The organism is Pseudomonas sp. 14P_5.3_Bac1, assembly GCF_025466135.1.
In the GTDB taxonomy this organism is placed as follows: domain Bacteria; phylum Pseudomonadota; class Gammaproteobacteria; order Pseudomonadales; family Pseudomonadaceae; genus Aquipseudomonas.
This window is the reverse complement of record NZ_JANLOF010000091.1, coordinates 61,616-78,372: the sequence shown is the minus strand read 5'-3', so window position 1 is coordinate 78,372 and position 16,757 is coordinate 61,616. Positions and strand designations below refer to the sequence as shown.

Sequence of the window (16,757 nt, the reverse complement as noted above, 5' to 3'; positions counted from 1 at the left end):
CAATGGCTTATATGGAACTGATGCAATCGGGCCTCAAGTACCTGGTCGAAGCCGGGGAGGCTGGCAGGCGAAGTGCTAACGGTATGCTTGGGCCAGTCAACGGCGCGATCAGGGAGATAACCGGCGCTGCATCAGAGTTGGAAAATATCCCGTTCGTGGGGCCGTCAGTTGGTGCCAAGTTACAGCGGGTCATGCGTGGTGTGAATGCAGCACAGGCCAAGGTCGGCCAGGTGGCGGCCGTGTACGGCCGTGCGACACGGGCGGCCGCCGAAGTTCAGGAACGAATGGGCACACTGAAGGAACAGGCGGGCAAGGCTGCTACGGCAATCAACAAGATCGCCGGTAATGTCAGTCCTTCGTTGGCGAACATTGTGCCTACCAGTGCCTTTGCGATGGATGCAACGCCGGCACCGGAAGCGGTGAAACCGTTTCCGCACCTGCTGATCATCCAGCCCCGCGACCCCAAGGTTCAGCCGTATTATTTCAACTTGGACACTGCGGCTTTCGACGAGCTGAGCCGCTCGACTGAATTCCGTTGGGCTTCCCAGGAGCGACTGTCGCGGCGACCGGCGCAGCAGGCCGTGGGCCTGGGTGAGGAAAAACTCACACTCAAAGGAACGATTTACCCAGGCTTCAAGGGGGGCCTCAAGCAGCTGGACACCTTGCGCACCATCGGCGGTCGGCTGCAGCCGCTGACCCTGACCACTGGCTATGGCGAGGTGATCGGTACCTGGTGCTTGAAGACAATCAACGAGGAACAGGGCGCGCTGTTGCACGGCGGGATTCCCCGTAAACAAGGGTTCACTTTGGAGTTTGCGCGATATGGCGACGACATGCAGAACATCTGACGGTGACATGCTCGATGTCATTTGCCATAACGTTTACGGCCATCTCAATGGCACCGTTGAGGCGGTACTTGATGCCAATCAGGGATTAGCGGATGAGCCCCAGCCTTACCGTGCTGGCGTGGTGATCGTGCTACCAGACCTGCCAAGCCCGACCGAGGAGGGGATTAGTTTGTGGGATTGACTACGAACAACATCGCCTGCAGCACGTTTGCGTAATTGCATTGCAATCAAGACTCAATTCCATTGGTCCTGATCATGTATTTGCGTCAAATTTGACCAGCATACTGGGTGTCCACCAGGGGCGGAATTCAACCCAGCGTGGCCCTCAGGAGGGAAGAGCCAGTTATGAGTTGATATTTCGCGCCAGCACTCATCCGGCACGAGCATCTCGACAATCGTTATAGATTTTTTAGGAAGGTCTAACCGTAGCGTCCACATTTCTGTCAATACCCTGAATGCATCCCTTATTTTTCGTTGCCGAGCCTTCAGAAATCCGCGAATTCACCGATGCGCTCACATAGCGGCGAGACTTTGCGATCGAAATTCTGCTTCCATACTTTGAAAACCGAGGTTAATAGAATGAGCCTTCTTACCAACACGAAACTGGCGACAAAATTGATCATGAGTTTCGTACTATGTGCCTGCATCACGCTCGCAGTTGGCTTTGTGGGAAAATTAGGCATTAGCTCGGTCAACACTAACACTCAGGGTATCCTGAGTAATGGCCTGGTATCGATTGACAAATCAAGCAATGCCAGGGCCAACGAGATCGCACATTACCGCGACCTTTATAAAATCCTGCTAATTAAGATGACCCAAGGCCCTCAGTCGGAGTTTGACGCGGCGCTACAATCGCTCAAAGACAACCAGCAGGACGTCGAGACACTTTTCAAGCGATACCGGCAAACGCCTTTGGATGATGACGAACGGACCGCAGGCGATCAGTTTGAAAAGGATTGGCCGACCTACATCGCGCTTTCTAACCAGATGGTCATTGATGTCCAAAGCGGGAATATCGACGCCGCGCTGAAATCATTCAAGGAGCAAGTCACACCGGTTTACAACAAAAACAACGACGCGTTGAAGTTGATCATTGCCTCAAATGAACGTCAAAGCGCTGAGGCAGGGGCTTCTGCAGACATGACCACCAGCAAGGCAGACTGGATGCTTGGGATCGGCGTGCTAGTCGCCTTCGCACTTGCAATCACCATCGGATTGGTAATCACGCGATCAATAACACATCCCATCAATAGTGCTCTTCGAAGTGCACAGCGCATCGCTGCCGGTGACCTTACGGTTGATATCGAGCATGGGGGTACAGACGAAATAGGACTACTGCTGGGGGCATTTGGCACAATGCAGCGCAATTTGAAAGGCACAATTCGTGAAATCGCTGACGCTTCTAATCAGTTGGCCGCTGCTGCAGAACAGCTGAGCGCGGTGACCAACGAAAGTTCGCAAGGATTGATCCGTCAAAATGACGAAATTCAACAAGCTGCAACGGCGGTCAATGAGTTGACGGCGGCGGTTGAAGAAGTAGCGCGCAATGCCGTGAGCACCTCTGATGCCTCGGAGCAAACCAGCCGTGATGCATTAACTGGTGGCGATCAGGTTAGGAATACCATCCGATCTATCACAACCATGGCCACAGGAGTGGGCGAATCCACGCAAAAAGTCGAAACGCTGGCAGCCCAGATAAGGGAAATTAGCAAGGTGCTGGACGTTATCCGCGCAATCGCCGAACAGACCAACCTCCTGGCACTCAACGCAGCGATTGAGGCCGCACGGGCTGGCGAACAAGGCAGGGGCTTCGCTGTGGTGGCTGATGAAGTGCGCGCACTAGCGCATCGCACTCAATCTTCGACTGGCGACATTGAGACCATGATCAACGCAGTGCGAACAGGCGCTGATGAAGCAGTTGTTGCCATGAGCAAGAGTCAAGCACTGGCCGTAGAAACCCAATCGCAAGCAGCAGAAGCGGGTCATGCCTTGGAGCGGATCACTGCAGGTGTTTCGCAAATCAACGAGCGCAACATGGTGATCGCAAGCGCGTCTGAAGAACAAGCCTCGGTCGCCCGCGAAGTCGACCGTAATTTGGTCAATATCCAAGACCTGTCCACCCAAAGTTCAAGCGGCGCCAGACAAACCAACGAATCGACGCTGGAGCTTTCACGTCTCGCGGTTTCTTTTAAAACTTTGGTGGCCAAGTTCAAGATCTGATTCACCCTTGCTAACTTCCATTTTATCCATAACACGGCAGCGCCTCGATTATGTGCTTGTCATTGCCGCCTTCTTCAGCCTTCAGGGGCGGCTTTGCATCACGCTTGAATCGCCCTTACTTTTTTAAGCCCCTAGACCAGTCGTCAATAGCCAGTACGTTCTGGAATGCAGCATTGAGTCGAATTCTGCCGGCGGTGGCCGGCCTGGTTTGCTCGTCAAATCTGAGGCAAACGAACAGTCAGGTCGAATGCGAATAAGTGGCCAAGCTAGTGCAATTCTCTACGTTGCGATAAATGTGACGATACTTTGATCATGACCCGCCCTACGCGGGTTTTTTTTGGACTAATTCCATGACTCCCACTTTTCGAATCGTCGCCGATGGTGCCGATATTACAGCCAAGATCAATGATCGCTTGTTGTTGCTTCGCACCTCAGACAAGCCGGGAATGGATTCCGACGAGTTTGAATTACGAATAGATGATCGTGACGGCCAAGTGGCGCTGCCTCGGCGCGGCAGCTCTGTCGAGATCTATCTGGGATATGCCGAAACATCCCTGAAGCGCCTGGGGCGTTATGCGGTGGATTCGGTCGAGGTGTTCGGACCGCCGGATACGATTGTGATAAAGGGCAAGGCCAGCGACATGCGAGGCAGCGGCAAGACCATCCGTAGTGGTAGTTGGGAGGACGTGCCGCTGTCCAAAATTGTGGCTGACATCGCCGCACGCAATGGATGGCAAGCGGGGTGCCAGGTAGCGACGAAGGTCGCGCGCGTGGATCAACTCAACGAGTCCGATTTTAATTTCATTACGCGCCTGGCAAAGCAGTACGACTGCACGGCTAAGGTCGCAGACGGCAAGTTGTTGGTGATGCCGCGCCAGGGCGGGCAGACCGCCAGCGGCAAAGCGTTCGGTGCGATCACCCTGACCCGCAGCGACCTCAGCCGATGGCAGTTCAGCTTGGGGGATCGCAATTCGCACAAGGCCGTATCGACCAAGCACCAGAACAAAAAGGACGGCAAGTTAGTGGTGGTCACCGTCGACAACGTCGATGCTCCTGATGGCTTGCCGGCGGTTCATACCGACCGACATATCTACCCGAACAAAACCGCCGCTGAAGCGGCCGCCAAGGCCCGTTTGGCAGCGTTCAATCGTTCGACTGCTGACGTGCGGCTTGAGATGCCCGGGCGGACAGATCTGTTCGCGGAGCGATCAATCAACGTGCAGGGTTTCAAGGTTGGTCTTGATGGCGAATACCTGGCGGATTCGGTCGAGCAGGTGTTCACCCAATCAGGCTGGTCGACCACGGTGGAGTGCAATGCGGGCAAGCAAGGTAAATCCAAAGGCAAGAAAAAGAAGGAAAAGAAGCCGCTCAAAGTATTGAGCGTCGAGAAGCAGTAGTGGATCGCATCGCTGAGTTAGTGCGGTTTTTTGTGTCTGTGAGTGGACCGCGGCTGCATAAGCATAGAACCGAATGCTCGCCGCCAAGCCGGTGTTTTTGCTCCTGCACGATACATACGGAGCATGATTTACTACGGCATCGTGGAATTTTCGTCAGAAACCCTGCCTATATTTTAAAGTGTTATCCCAGCGACAGGGGGGCGCTTTAACTTCGCTAAACGAGCTGTCAAGACTCGCTTTAATGCGAGTAATATGCGTATGTCCCGACGAGGTGAAAGGGAGTTTTGACGTCCATGTTATGCAATATTGCCCATGATCAAGGAGGGCAACTTTGCAATTTAGCAGTCCGCACTCCCCAAGCTTTTTCACTGCTTCAAAATCATGAACGCTAGATTGAATATCAACTAGGGAAGCCCCTGTTTGAAACTCTGCACTCAATGATAATAGAGCCTTGTTCAGCCGAATTTGCTCCATAAAGCCTCCTGTCCTCACGCTAGCAATAAAGGCTTACTGCCATTAGTAGCAAGGGTGATCTTCTCAAAGTTGAAAAAAAAAAGAAACAACCGTCAGAGTTCGCTCATCGGTTTTTTTGAATGGAGAAAGCCATGCCAATCACCGAACATCAGTTACTGCAAATCCTCCCGAACGCCGGCCGCAAAGCCGGCGTTTTTGTTCCTGTACTGAACGCAGCCATGAATCGATTCGGCATCGTTGGTACGAGGCGCATCACAGCTTTTCTCGCCCAGGTGGGACACGAGTCTGGTCAACTGCAGTACGTCCGCGAACTGGGCGGCGATCAGTACCTGAGCAAATACGACACCGGCGCCCTGGCTGCCAAACTTGGTAATACGCCGGCGGCCGACGGCGATGGTCAGCGGTATCGCGGTCGTGGGTTGATCCAGGTGACCGGCCACGACAACTACCTGCGTTGCAGCCTGGCACTGTTCGGCGATGAGCGATTGCTCCGCACGCCAGAATTACTGGAATTGCCGCAGTGGGCTGCCGAATCTGCAGCGTGGTTCTGGTCGGTAAACGGGCTGAATGCGCTCGCGGATCAGGACCAGTTCAACACGATCACTCGCCGGATCAACGGCGGCCTTAATGGCCTGGAGGACCGGATGCAGTTGTGGGCCAGGGCGAGGGCGGTGTTATGCGTCTCTTCAATCTGATCCCAGCGCAGTTCCGTATCGCCGCTATCAGCTTGCTGTTAATGGTGGTGGTCGCAGGATCTGCAGCATTTGCCTGGACTGCTCAGGACTGGCGTTATGGCAGGGTGCTGGAGCGGCAAGCCCGGCTGCAGGCGGACACCCTCAACGAAATATCCCAAGCGTCTGCTGCTCTGCAGCGTACAGAGCAGGACAAGCGCCTAGCCCTAGAGCTCCGCCTGCGTAACAAAGACGAAACCCACTACAAGGAATTGACCGATGAGCAAATCAAGCAGGCTCGTCTGCGGGATCGCCTGGCTACTGCTGATCTGCGGCTGTCAGTCGTACTCGCCGCTACCGAAATTACCGGCAGCTGTTCAGTGCCAACCACCACCGCCACCGGCCGCGTGGTTCATGGCCCCACAAGAGCCCAACTTGACCCAGCGCATGCTCAACGAATTATCGGAATCACCGATGCCGGCGACCGAGGATTGATCGCCCTGCGGGCCTGTCAGGCCTACGCAAAAGATGTTTCTACACCGAAGTAAAAGGAGCGGCCGGGCAGGATGCGTCAACATCCAACCCGGCCACCTTTCCCGCAGAACGTCCCTGCAAGTCCAGCCAAGGCTCCTGCTTCGTGCACAAAGCGGAGCGAGCCTAGCACTGTTTATCCATACAGCAAAGGTCTTGCTTTTATATGTCCACACCCATCATCCCTTGGATGGGCGGCAAACGCCGCCTGGCCGACCGCCTTATCCCGCTCTTCCCACCTCACGAATGCTATGTTGAAGTCTTTGCCGGCGGCGCTGCGCTCTACTTCATGCGTCCCCAGGCCGCGCCAGTTGAAATCCTCAATGACATCAACGGCGATCTGGTGACGCTTTACCGAGTCGTGCAGAACCACCTGGAAGAATTCGTGCGCCAGTTTAAGTGGGCGCTCAGTTGCCGCCAGGTGTTCGAGTGGCAGAAGATGACTCGCCTTGAAACACTCACCGACATACAACGCGTCGCGCGATTCTTCTATCTGCAGCATCATGCCTTCGCCGGCAAGGTGACCGGACAAACGCTCGGTACTGTGACCACGGGCCCGGCCATCACCCCAATAACTTGCACCGAAGCGTCGACCCAATCGGCGGCGCCGGCCTGTGTTCAGCGTCCACATGAACTGAACGTTCCAAGTGCTAAAATGCGACCGTCCAAAACGAGAACGCCCAATACGGGGCGCCCGGTATTCGGTAACAGTGGCATTGGGATACCCCTGACTGACAGCAATGGCGACATAGAGGGCGGGCGTTTGGCCGCCTATGGCCACTAGTCGCTGTCGAACAGAGAGTTGCCTATCTTCAAAGAAAGGACTCAGACCCAAGCAAGGATCCGGTACCGTCCTTGACTTCACCGGCGGTCAAACGCATCTGCAAGGTCTACATTTTTCTCGCCGCGTTCGCCAATACGACGGTGCCGCGCCCCAAAATACTGTTCAGCAGCCCCATCATTCTTTCTCCCAGTCAGCAGGCAACAGGTACTCGAAGTCGTCACCCTTTTTAAGCTTCCGGCGCTTATGCGGACTCTGCGGCTCAGGCTCGAAATCATCGGAGGGCCAACGACCAGCGTCGCAACCGTGCCCTGATCGCTCAGCGAATAGGTGATTTCTGAATTAGGGCAAGTTTAGGGCCAAACACGGACCGGTACTAGCCGCCGAAGGCTTTCATATACTTGTACTTGGGCGGGTCCAATATTACCTGGATCTTAGCGGACCGCGCGGCTTTGGGGAGGGGAGTCGAACCTATCCCGGGCCGTTGAATGGAGGGCTTGATAGGACAAGCCGGAGGGCTACCCGACAGTAGGCGATGAAGCATAGAAAATCCATTCCGCAACCAAGATAGAGGCTCCCGATTTCAGAGGGCTCCAGCGAGGTAGAAATGTTGGTGATGCGGAATTGATATGCATCTAAGCTATTGAAAAAATTAAGGATATTCGTGGATTGCAAATCCGCCTACGCCGGTTCGATTCCGACCTCGGCTTCCACTCTCAGAAACCCCGTAGATTAACGTCTATGGGGTTTTTTATTGCGTTCAAAGTGACTGCGCTCAACCTTGTCATCCGGTTTAATGACGACAAAGCACATAGCGTTTGCGGGTGGGTCGGGCATCGTTGGGCGGACTGCCACAAGGTGGTTTCGCGAGCGATAGCCCGGTATGCCCTTGCAGGTGGCGCCCGGCTTGAGCGTGATGCTTTCGCTGTCAGCCGTGCTGGCCTCAACGGCGGTTCCCCGTTTTCAGCCGGGCTGTATAGGCCCCAGCTACTTGCGAACGCCGAGGCGTATCTGGATGAATTGCGCCGCGCAGGCGCGGTTATTCGCGAAACATCGACTAGACGTAACCTGATGACAACACGAGGCAACTTTCAAAGTAAAAAAGGAACGGCTCTATTCAACTAAATAGATCCGTTCCTTTATCAGTCATGGAAGCAAGTGACGCGATTTACACTGACGCTGCACTATAAAAAGACTGACAGCGAGAGCCAATTTGATCACGCCATTGTTGTTGGCGTGACAGTTATCCCCCAAACGGCCCGCTCTTTATCTGTTCGCCTTTTTTCGCGCAAGAGGGCGGGTTGGACATGCCGAAGGTCAAGATATTGCCGCCGTTGATAATGCAGTTGAATTGCTTGTTATCGTTGGTTTTCAGCAATACGTAGGTATTGGTGCCCTGGGTTTGACGATTGACAATAGTCAGGTCCGCAGGGGCGTAGCCCAGTGCGCCGGCGCTTTGCGATTTCACGTCATCATCGCTCAACATGTTGGTCTTGCCTGCGAGCGCATTGCAGCCGCCCAACAATGCCACAGTGATGACCAGTGCAAATAACTTGTGCAGTGACATGTTCCTTATCCTTTTGCCTATAACACGTGAATTAAGCGCTTATGCGGTTCAGCTATCGTCAATTAACAGCGCAAGTGATAAACCTGCGCTGCTGTTTCGCGATGGCTGTTAACAAGCGTCAATTATAAAATGTTACAAAAAGTTCCAGAGAGAAATCTCTTGCCTCTCCGTCTCCATTACTTGTCTGTGTGTCTCGCCGGTGACCCCCGCACCGTCATCGCCTGCGAACCCTCGCAGTTGAGCCTGTAAGAAAATGTAACCGTTCGTCGGAACCCACGCACTATCAAAGGGATACAGAGGTCGATCTACAGAACAAATAAGACAGGTAGCTATGCGATCTCTAATTTTGGATATGCCTAACGGGCGCCAGCTCGTAGAAGAACTGGACCTGGCAACGGAGCAGATGATGGCGACGCCCGTTGAGCAAATTGGCGGTGAACAATGGCAGGCGGCATTTGCCAGGCAGCAACGGGCGTTCAGGCTGTGGAGCGATTATCTGCATTGCAAGGCTGACGGCAGGGGGCTGGACTGTCCTCGTAAGGTTGCTTAGGCGTTTGACTGTCAGTTACAAGAAGGGCATGCCTTGCTCTGCAGACGGGCGGGCCTGGCACCACGCATCCTTGGAGTAGCGAGCCCATGTCAAACGCCGCCAGCATGTTTACGCGACAGTTCTTTCACGGCACTCGGGCTGACCTCGAGCCGGGAGACATGATCCGCGTTGGTTATCCGTCCAATTTCACCGAAGGGCGTGCGCTGTCCTGGGTCTATTTTGCGGGCACGTTGGACGCCGCTATCTGGGGGGCCGAACTGGCACTTGGCAATGAGCGCGAACGCATTTATGTCGTAGAGCCCACGGGCCCGATCGTGGACGACCCCAACGTCACGGATAAGAAGTTTCCCGGCAATCCGACGCTGTCCTATCGCTCCCGCGATCCACTGCGGGTCGTTGCCGAAGTGACCCAGTGGCAAGGGCATTCGCCAGAGCGGTTGCAGCAGATGAAAGACAACCTCGCTCGTTTAAAGGCCGAAGGCGGCGATGTCATCCTCGACTGATGGGCCGGTACCTGCGCGTTGATGAGTAGCGATCAAGCCTGGGCCTCGGACCTGGCGATGCGCTGCGCTTTGACCTCATCTGCATACAGGCCAATTTTCCCCTGCTGAGCTCTCAGCAACGCACATATTTTCATCAACGCCACCGCTTCGGCCGGCGTCCTGCCAGTGCCGGCCATGGCCGTCAGTTCAACCACTGACCAGCCGATAACCGCCGCCGCATCTTCAAGGTCATAAAACAGTTCTTGCTGCGCAGTCCTGAGCCCATCGAGCCCCTGCATCAATTCTTCCATCTGCTACCTACCTGACATTGGTTGAAGTCCAATCCATTCACCCCCATCCTCTTTCAGCCAGGTCTGGGGATTACCAAATACCTCATGAAATCCCGGGCGTCCTGCCCTCACTTGCCCCCGGTGACGTCAAGAAACGTCCCGGTAATGAACGACGCTTCATCGCTCGCCAGCCACAGGATAGCCCGCGCAACTTCTTCGGGTTGTCCGCCGCGGCCCATGGGGATTGAGTCCTTGACCCGATCCACCCGACCCGGCTCTCCGCCACTGGCGTGCATGTCGGTGTAGATATGGCCGGGGCGGATGCAGTTGACGCGGATGCCGTCTCGCGCAACTTCTTTGGCGAAGCCGATGGTGAACGTCTCCAGGGCGCCTTTTGAGGCAGCGTAGTCGATATATTCGTTCGGACTGCCAAGCCGGGCCGCGCCCGAGGATACGTTGATTACAACGCCGCCGCGGCCTTTATGGCGATGGGACATGCGTTTGACCGCTTGTTGCGCGCACAGCATCGGGCCGATGGCATTGACCGCGAAGATGCGCTGCATGCGTGCAAAGCCGAGGTCTTCGAGGCGCGATTGTGGTCCGAGTATGCCCGCGTTATTGACCAGCACATCGATGCGGCCAAACTCGCGGTCAATCGCGGCGAATAACGCCGCGACCTGCTCCGGCTCTGCGCTATCGGCGCGGACCGCCAGCGCTCGCCGTCCGGCGGCTTTCACGTCGTTCGCCACGGCCAGGGCGGCGGCCTCGTCGGACACGTAGCTGATCGCGACATCGTAGCCGCGCGCGGCGGCCAGTCGCGCGGTGGCCGCACCGACGCCGCGGCTGCCACCGGTAATCAGGATGACAGGGGCCTGGGGAAGGGTGCTCATAACGCGTAAACCTCACTGTGTGACAGCAACGGACGGCCTCAGCCGATAAGTACAGTGCCGAGCGCGATCACCGCGCAGGCCAGAAACTTGCGCAGCGTGAATGCCTCGCCGAGAAACCAATAACCGATCAGCGCGGCAAACAACACGCTGGTTTCACGCAATGCAGACACCGCGCCCATGGGCGCAGTGGACATGGCGTAGATGATGATCCCGTAGGCCAGCAGCGAGACCAGTCCGCCGCCCAAAGCCGTCGCGACACCGGGCCGCCAGCTGAACAAACTGCGCGTCCCACGTAAACCGATATACACCAGAGGCATCAACACGCCCCACAACGCGCACATCCACACGGTATACGCCAAAGGCGCGCCAGACAGCCGGGCGCCAATGCCGTCGGTCACGCTGTAAGCCGCAATAAAAACCCCAGTACCCAATGCGTACGGCAGGCTGGGAACGGCAAGCCTGCGTTTATTGAACGCCAGGGAAATGATGCCGCCAGACACCAGCGCAATGCCCAGCAGCGCAGCGCCGGTGACTGCTTCCCCGACAAAAACCGCAGCGCTGAGGGCGATCAGAATAGGCGAGGAACCGCGGGAAATCGGATAGGTTTGCCCCAGGTCGCCAACCTTGTAGCTGCGTACCAGAAACAGGTTATAGCCCACATGCAGTACCGCCGACAGCCCGGCGTAGCACCAACTGGCCCGGGCGGGCGGCGCCAGGAACGGCGCGATGAGCACGCTGGCAGTGGCCACCGCCAGGCACATCACCGTCATCGACCACAACCTGTCGGCGCCGCCACGCAGCAGCGCGTTCCAGCTGGCGTGCAGGAGGGCGGCGAAGAGAATGAGCAAAACGATATGAAAAGGCATGCGCCATCCTAAGCAACGTCACGCCTGCACTAAAGCGAAGTCCCCTCATCCTGGCATGAGCAAACGTTCATGCTTTAGCGGTAGCTCAGTTGTGCCTGCTGTGACGCTTCCATCAGCCAGTGACGAAAACTGACGACGTGGGGCTGCGATTCGATGCCTTTTGGGCAGACAAAATAGTAGGCCACCGGGGAGTCGAACGGCACATCAAACAGCCTGACCAAACTGCCGTCGCGGATCTGCGCTTCGACATGCCCGCTGCGCGCAAGCGCGACGCCCTGGCCCAGCAACGCAGCCTCGATGGTCATGTTGGTGTCTGCAAACCGCACACTTTCCTTGAGTGCCGCGATGCCCGTGCCGACATGCTGGAACCAGGCCTCCCACTTCGGCACCAGGTCTGCGCCGTCGCGGGTCAGCAATGGGTAACGCAATAACTGCGCAGGCGTTTGTGGCATGCCAAAGCGGTGCAGGAGATCGGGGCTGGCCACGGGGAAAATCTGTTCCCTGAGCAAAAACTCCGAATGCAGACCCGGATAATTGCCATTGCCCAGGCGGATCGCCACGTCAGATTCACTGCTGGAAAACGTGATGGCTTTGTCGCTGGTTTCCAGCGTGATCAGAATTTCCGGGTGCTGCTGCGACAGACTCGGCAACCTGGGAAGCAGCCATTTGAGCGCAAAGGAGTAAGTGGTGCTGACCTTGAGGCGCATCCGGCCTTTGTGTTCCCGAAGGTCAGACAGGGTGGCTTGCAGGTTCATGAAAAACTCACGCACGATCGGCGCAAGCGCGGCGCCGGCGGGTGTCAACGTCAGCGACTTGCCGCGCTGAAAAAGCTCCAAGCCCCAAATCGCTTCGAGGTGTTTTAACTGATGGCTGACAGCGCTTTGGGTGACATGCAATTCCTGCGAAGCCGAGGTGAAGGTGGCATGCCGTGTGGCAACCTCAAAGGCGCGCAAGGTGGCGGTGGGCGGTAAGTCTCTCATCGAATGCAAGCCGGTAGCCATGAATGAAGGCTCATGGTAGTTGATTTGCCGCCAATCGCCTGCTCACCGTGTCCATCCCAGCCCCAGTGCCTTGTGCAGCGACGCAAAATCCTTCAGTAGCTCTGCGTCCGCGGAGATCCGGCTTTCTTGCGCCTGATAGCGCGTGCGCTCCGCATCCAGCCAATCCAGCGTACTCGCGGTACCTGCACGGTAACGCTGACGCGTCAGGTCGGCTGCACGCACTGCGGAAGATTCCACCGTGCGCAACAGCAGCACGTTCTGGCGCTGGTGCCCATAACGCGCCAACGCCACGTCGGCATCGCGCAAGGCACTCAACACCACGCTTTTATAGTTGGCCAGGGCCTCGTCACGTCCAGCCTCTGCCCCTTTGACGCTGGCGGCAACACGGCCGAAATCCAGCGCGTTCCAGGTGATCCGAGGCAGGATCAACCAGGTGCCGTTGTCCTTGCGTGCAAGGTGCCCCGGGTCACCGGCCGAGAATGACAAGTCGCCCATCAAGCTCAGTTTGGGAAACCAGTCTGCGGTCTTCTCGCCAATCTGGGCATTGCTCGATGCCAGTTTGCGTTCGGCGATGCGGATGTCCGGGCGGGCCTTCAATAGCGCGGCCGGGTCGGCGACCGGCACCGCCTCCGGGATAGCGGGCAGGGGCCGCGCGGTGGCCAGTTGGCTGTCCAGCTCGCCGGGTTCCAGGCCGCGGAGCAGGCCAAGCTGGTCGAGCGATTCGACGATGGCGGCTTGCAGCGGCAGGCGTTGGGCCTGGGTGTTTTGGGCCTGTGTCAGTACCTGCTCCAGTTGCAGTTGCGAGGCCACGCCGCGTTCGCGCCGTTGCTGGGTGAGGTCCAGGGCCTGGTTTTCGATGCCGACGCTGGCGTCGACCAATGCCAGGCGTGCTTGCTGGTCGCGCAGGTCGGTGTAGGCCTGCACTATTTCCGCAGCCAATTGCACTTGGGCGTCAGCCAACTGGGCTTGGGAGGCGCCGGCCTCGGCCTGGGCGGCTTCGACTGCACGGCGTGTGCCGCCAAACAGGTCGGCCTCCCAGCTGGCATCGAAACCGGCGAGGTACAGGCTCAACGGGCCGCGGCCACCGCCATTGCTGCCGCCCAGCGCGGAGGTGTCCGGGGAGCGCAGTTTGAGCATCGCGGCATCCCCGGTGACCTTGGGCATCGCGTTGGCTTGCGCGCCGCTGAGGCTCGCGCGGGACTGCTTGAGGCGCGCCTGGGCCGTGGCAATGTCCGGGCTGTTTTGCAGGGCTTGCTCCACCAGCTGGTTCAATTGCGCGTCGCCCAGGGTTCGCCACCACTGCGCGACACCGGGAGTGCTTGCCGATGCGCTGTCAGCGTGCGGCAGGTGCCCGGCCGCCAGGGTTTTTGGCGCGACGTCGGGGGCACCGTGGTAGTCCGGGCCGACGGTGCAGGCCGACAACAGGCCGACAGTCAGCAAGAGGGGAAGGGTGCGAGGAATCATGGTTGTACCGTGCGCTTTTTCAGGATGAAGATCAGGGGCAGGCACGCCAGCATCGCGAGTCCCAGTACATAAAACGAGTCGTTGTAGGCCATCACCGAGGCTTGTTGCGCAATGTCATTGGCCAGTTGTGCGAACGCCTGCACCTGCGCCGTCGATGCATCGCCGGTTTGAGCGAGGTAGCTGGCGGTGTGGCTGGCCATGTGGTCCTGGGCCAGCTGGCTGTTGGCCTGGATGCCTTCGCGCAGCCTGTCGTCATGAAAATGGCTGCGCCGGTCCATCAGCACGCCGAGCAAGGCCAGGCCGATGGTGCCGCCCAGGTTGCGCGACATGTTGTAAAGCCCGGCGGCGTCCCCGGCGTCACGGGTCTCGACCGAACGCATCGACAGTTGGCTGAGCGGCATCATCACCAGAATCTGCCCAAAACCACGCAACAGCTGCGACCAGACAAAGTCGTGCCCGACACTCTCGGTGGTGAGTTGGGTGTCGACAAAGCAGCTGGCCCAATACAGCAACAGGCCGGCACCGACCATCCAGCGCAGGTCATAGCGGCCGAGCATGCGCGGCAAAATGGGCATCAGCAAAAACGCCGGTATGCCCGACAGCAACATGATCGCGCCGGACTGCTGCGCGTTGTAGCCCGAGAGGATGCCCAGGAACTGCGGCACCAGATACGCCGTGCCATAAATCCCGGCGCCCACGGCGGTACCGATCAACAGCACGCTGCCAAAGCTCTTGTTCAGCACCAGTTGCAGTCGCACGATCGGCGTACTCGAGCGCAACTGCCCGACCGCAATCAGGAAAAAGCCGATCACCGTGGCGATGCTCAGCCACGTGATCAGCAGCGAGTCGAACCAATGCTCACGCTGGCCTTCTTCAAGCACCACCGTCAGCGAACTCAGGCCCATGGCCAGGCCGAGGATGCCCAGCCAGTCGGCACTGATGAAGCGTTGCAGGTTCATGCGCTCGCTTGGCAGGCCGGTGATCAGCAGGGTGATCAGGGCGATGCTGATGGGCAGATTGAGAAAGAAGCACCAGCGCCAGTTGATGTTTTCCGTGAGCCAGCCGCCGATGACCGGGCCGAGCAAGGGGCCGAGGATCACGGTCATGCCAAACATCGTGGTGCCGATGGCCAACTGGTGCGGCGGCAGGCGCGTGCGCACGATGGTTTGCGCGGTGGGAATCATCGCGCCGCCGGCGAACCCCTGGCCGATGCGCCCGGCGATCATGGCGCCGAGGCTTGAGGACAGGCCACAGAACATCGAAAACGCAGTGAACATCAAGGCCGTGCCGATCAGGAACCGGCGCAGGCCGAACACCCGGGTCAGCCAGGCGGCGAGGGGGATCATGACGATTTCCGACATCAGATAGCCTGTGGCGATCCACGTGCCTTCGGTGCCGGTTGCGCCGATTTGCCCTTGAATCTGTGGCAGCGCCGAGTTGGTGATCGACACGTCCAGCGTCGCCAGCAGGGCGCCGAGTGCGCCGGCAGCCACGGCGATCCAGTCGGTCAGCGAGGCGTTGCGCGGTTTTTCTGCGGCCTCGGCCATCAGCGCTTCAGCCATGATTGGCGTCCGCGGCATGGGTGCGGGTGTCGACGTCAACGGTTGCCGACAGGCCAGGCATCAACGCCGCGCGAACCTCATCGGGTATGTCCAGCGAGATGCGCACCGGTACGCGTTGCACGATTTTGGTGAAGTTGCCGGTGGCATTCGACGGCGGCAGCAGCGCGAACTGCGCGCCGGTGCCCGGAGACAGGCTGTCGATATGGCCTTGCAGATCACGCCCTGGCAGCGCGTCCACGTGCACGCTGACGGATTGGCCGGGGCGCATGTCGCCGATCTGGGTTTCCTTGTAGTTGGCGGTCAGGTAAATCGCGCTGATCGGCACCACTGTCAGCAAGCGAGTGCCGGGCTGCACGTACTGACCGACACGCACGCCGCGGTCGGCCACGCGCCCGTCCAGCGGGCTGCGAATCACTGCATCATCCACGTCCAGCTGGCTTTGCGCCTCGCTGGCCTTGGCCACGCCGAGTTGCGCCTGGGCTTGTTTGAGTTGTGCTTCAAGCGTGCCATAGCGGGTCTGACTGGAGCGCAAGGCAGCCTGTTTGGCCGCCACGGTGCTGCGGGCCTGGGCCAATTGGTTATTCAGCTGCGCCAGGCGCTCTTCCGGCTCGGCACCTGAACGCGCCAGCGGGGCGTAGCGCGCGACTTCGGTCTGTGCGTGTTTTGCATCGGCCTCGGCGCCTTGCAACTGCGCGCGGGCTTCGGCAATGGTCGAGTCCTGCTGCACCAGGTCGGCCTGGGCCTTGGCGTAGTCGGCCGTGCGCGCGGCAATGGTTGCCGAGGCTTCATCGCTGACGGCCTGGTATTTGCGCGCATCCAGGCGCACCAGCACATCGCCGCGCTTTACGTCCTGGTTGTCGCTGACCAGCACTTGGGCCACGTAGCCATTGATTTTGGGCGCCACACTGATGCTGTCGGCTTGCAGGTAGGCGTCGTCGGTGGTCTGGATGAAACGTCCGGTGAGCCACCACCAGGCAGCCCAACCCACAGCACCCACAAGTGCGACGGTGGCGATGGTCAGCAGTATCCGTCGAGCCTTGCCGCGTTGACGGTTGACGGTGTCTTCAGGAATGACCTGAGGCGAGGGAGGTGCAGCGGACATCGGGTCACTCCAGATTTATAACAGATGGAATAAATTCTATTTTTCGCGAATTTTTGTCAAC

General features: G+C 58.2%; 15 protein-coding genes and 3 pseudogenes. 9 read left to right on the top strand and 9 right to left on the bottom strand.

All coding sequences use genetic code 11. The features are described 5' to 3' along the window. The first annotated feature begins 2 nt into the window (after positions 1–2). From NTD89_RS28475 to NTD89_RS28445, 8 genes and pseudogenes are all read left to right on the top strand, one after another. Entirely contained in the window at positions 3–848 is an 846-nt protein-coding gene (locus NTD89_RS28475) for a phage tail protein (protein WP_262210846.1), read from the top strand. Next, positions 823–1,029, top strand: a complete 207-nt coding sequence (locus NTD89_RS28470) for a tail protein X (RefSeq protein WP_262210844.1) — start codon at positions 823–825, stop codon at positions 1,027–1,029. Before NTD89_RS28475 ends, NTD89_RS28470 begins: the two co-directional genes overlap by 26 nt. Positions 1,030–1,355: 326 nt before the next feature. Continuing rightward, positions 1,356–2,210, top strand: a pseudogene (locus NTD89_RS29660) (MCP four helix bundle domain-containing protein); the annotation flags it as partial. After that, the gene (locus tag NTD89_RS29655) at positions 2,205–3,068 is read left to right on the top strand and encodes a methyl-accepting chemotaxis protein (RefSeq protein ID WP_410017238.1); all 864 of its coding nucleotides are present in this window, start codon (positions 2,205–2,207) and stop codon (positions 3,066–3,068) included. The pseudogene NTD89_RS29660 and the gene NTD89_RS29655, both read left to right, overlap by 6 nt. A gap of 350 nt (positions 3,069–3,418) precedes the next feature. After that, entirely contained in the window at positions 3,419–4,465 is a 1,047-nt protein-coding gene (locus tag NTD89_RS28460; RefSeq protein ID WP_262210840.1) for a phage late control D family protein, read from the top strand. Between the two features lie 605 nt (positions 4,466–5,070). Then, the gene (locus NTD89_RS28455; RefSeq protein ID WP_262210839.1) at positions 5,071–5,634 is read left to right on the top strand and encodes a glycoside hydrolase family 19 protein; all 564 of its coding nucleotides are present in this window, start codon (positions 5,071–5,073) and stop codon (positions 5,632–5,634) included. Beyond that, the gene (locus tag NTD89_RS28450) at positions 5,616–6,158 is read left to right on the top strand and encodes a lysis protein (RefSeq protein ID WP_262210837.1); all 543 of its coding nucleotides are present in this window, start codon (positions 5,616–5,618) and stop codon (positions 6,156–6,158) included. Before NTD89_RS28455 ends, NTD89_RS28450 begins: the two co-directional genes overlap by 19 nt. A gap of 149 nt (positions 6,159–6,307) precedes the next feature. Further along, positions 6,308–6,727 (top strand): annotated as a pseudogene (locus tag NTD89_RS28445) (DNA adenine methylase); the annotation flags it as partial. On the opposite strand, the pseudogene NTD89_RS28440 reads toward NTD89_RS28445, so the two are convergent. Continuing rightward, positions 6,704–6,991 (bottom strand): annotated as a pseudogene (locus tag NTD89_RS28440) (phage tail protein); the annotation flags it as partial. The pseudogenes NTD89_RS28445 and NTD89_RS28440 sit on opposite strands and share 24 nt — an antisense overlap. 1,174 nt (positions 6,992–8,165) lie before the next feature. Continuing rightward, positions 8,166–8,489 (bottom strand): hypothetical protein, encoded by a 324-nt coding sequence (locus NTD89_RS28435; protein WP_145161003.1) that lies wholly within the window; start codon positions 8,487–8,489, stop codon positions 8,166–8,168. Positions 8,490–9,125: 636 nt separating this feature from the next. Between NTD89_RS28435 and arr the strand changes: the two genes are divergently transcribed. Continuing rightward, complete coding sequence (gene arr / locus NTD89_RS28430) at positions 9,126–9,542, top strand: NAD(+)--rifampin ADP-ribosyltransferase (RefSeq protein WP_262210835.1); 417 nt, start codon at positions 9,126–9,128, stop codon at positions 9,540–9,542. A gap of 32 nt (positions 9,543–9,574) precedes the next feature. Here the strand turns inward: arr and NTD89_RS28425 are convergent, their stop codons facing one another. The 7 genes from NTD89_RS28425 to NTD89_RS28395 all read right to left on the bottom strand — a co-directional run bounded on the left by NTD89_RS28425 (position 9,575) and on the right by NTD89_RS28395 (position 16,696). Continuing rightward, the gene (locus NTD89_RS28425; RefSeq protein WP_262210833.1) at positions 9,575–9,832 is read right to left on the bottom strand and encodes a hypothetical protein; all 258 of its coding nucleotides are present in this window, start codon (positions 9,830–9,832) and stop codon (positions 9,575–9,577) included. 107 nt (positions 9,833–9,939) lie between these two features. Further along, positions 9,940–10,701, bottom strand: coding sequence for an SDR family oxidoreductase (locus tag NTD89_RS28420; RefSeq protein ID WP_262210831.1), 762 nt, complete (start codon positions 10,699–10,701; stop codon positions 9,940–9,942). A gap of 38 nt (positions 10,702–10,739) precedes the next feature. Next, positions 10,740–11,567: a DMT family transporter gene (locus NTD89_RS28415; protein WP_262210828.1), complete on the bottom strand. Its 828-nt coding sequence runs from the start codon at positions 11,565–11,567 to the stop codon at positions 10,740–10,742. 74 nt (positions 11,568–11,641) lie between these two features. Then, positions 11,642–12,547, bottom strand: a complete 906-nt coding sequence (gcvA, locus tag NTD89_RS28410) for a transcriptional regulator GcvA (protein WP_262211048.1) — start codon at positions 12,545–12,547, stop codon at positions 11,642–11,644. Between the two features lie 63 nt (positions 12,548–12,610). Further along, positions 12,611–14,032, bottom strand: coding sequence for an efflux transporter outer membrane subunit (locus NTD89_RS28405; protein WP_262210826.1), 1,422 nt, complete (start codon positions 14,030–14,032; stop codon positions 12,611–12,613). Continuing rightward, positions 14,029–15,594: a DHA2 family efflux MFS transporter permease subunit gene (locus tag NTD89_RS28400; protein WP_262210824.1), complete on the bottom strand. Its 1,566-nt coding sequence runs from the start codon at positions 15,592–15,594 to the stop codon at positions 14,029–14,031. Before NTD89_RS28400 ends, NTD89_RS28405 begins: the two co-directional genes overlap by 4 nt. Then, the gene (locus NTD89_RS28395) at positions 15,587–16,696 is read right to left on the bottom strand and encodes an HlyD family secretion protein (protein ID WP_242197979.1); all 1,110 of its coding nucleotides are present in this window, start codon (positions 16,694–16,696) and stop codon (positions 15,587–15,589) included. Before NTD89_RS28395 ends, NTD89_RS28400 begins: the two co-directional genes overlap by 8 nt. Positions 16,697–16,757 lie beyond the last annotated feature (61 nt).

Coding starts and splice junctions, on each gene's coding strand:
- NTD89_RS28395 (WP_242197979.1), bottom strand. CDS start 16,696: ATGTCCGCTGCACCTCCCTCGCCTCAGGTCATTCCTGAAGACACCGTC.
- NTD89_RS28455 (WP_262210839.1), top strand. CDS start 5,071: ATGCCAATCACCGAACATCAGTTACTGCAAATCCTCCCGAACGCCGGC.
- NTD89_RS28475 (WP_262210846.1), top strand. CDS start 3: ATGGCTTATATGGAACTGATGCAATCGGGCCTCAAGTACCTGGTCGAA.
- arr (WP_262210835.1), top strand. CDS start 9,126: ATGTCAAACGCCGCCAGCATGTTTACGCGACAGTTCTTTCACGGCACT.
- NTD89_RS29655 (WP_410017238.1), top strand. CDS start 2,205: ATGCAGCGCAATTTGAAAGGCACAATTCGTGAAATCGCTGACGCTTCT.
- NTD89_RS28450 (WP_262210837.1), top strand. CDS start 5,616: ATGCGTCTCTTCAATCTGATCCCAGCGCAGTTCCGTATCGCCGCTATC.
- NTD89_RS28415 (WP_262210828.1), bottom strand. CDS start 11,567: ATGCCTTTTCATATCGTTTTGCTCATTCTCTTCGCCGCCCTCCTGCAC.
- NTD89_RS28420 (WP_262210831.1), bottom strand. CDS start 10,701: ATGAGCACCCTTCCCCAGGCCCCTGTCATCCTGATTACCGGTGGCAGC.
- NTD89_RS28470 (WP_262210844.1), top strand. CDS start 823: ATGGCGACGACATGCAGAACATCTGACGGTGACATGCTCGATGTCATT.
- NTD89_RS28460 (WP_262210840.1), top strand. CDS start 3,419: ATGACTCCCACTTTTCGAATCGTCGCCGATGGTGCCGATATTACAGCC.
- NTD89_RS28425 (WP_262210833.1), bottom strand. CDS start 9,832: ATGGAAGAATTGATGCAGGGGCTCGATGGGCTCAGGACTGCGCAGCAA.
- NTD89_RS28405 (WP_262210826.1), bottom strand. CDS start 14,032: ATGATTCCTCGCACCCTTCCCCTCTTGCTGACTGTCGGCCTGTTGTCG.
- gcvA (WP_262211048.1), bottom strand. CDS start 12,547: ATGAGAGACTTACCGCCCACCGCCACCTTGCGCGCCTTTGAGGTTGCC.
- NTD89_RS28435 (WP_145161003.1), bottom strand. CDS start 8,489: ATGTCACTGCACAAGTTATTTGCACTGGTCATCACTGTGGCATTGTTG.
- NTD89_RS28400 (WP_262210824.1), bottom strand. CDS start 15,594: ATGGCTGAAGCGCTGATGGCCGAGGCCGCAGAAAAACCGCGCAACGCC.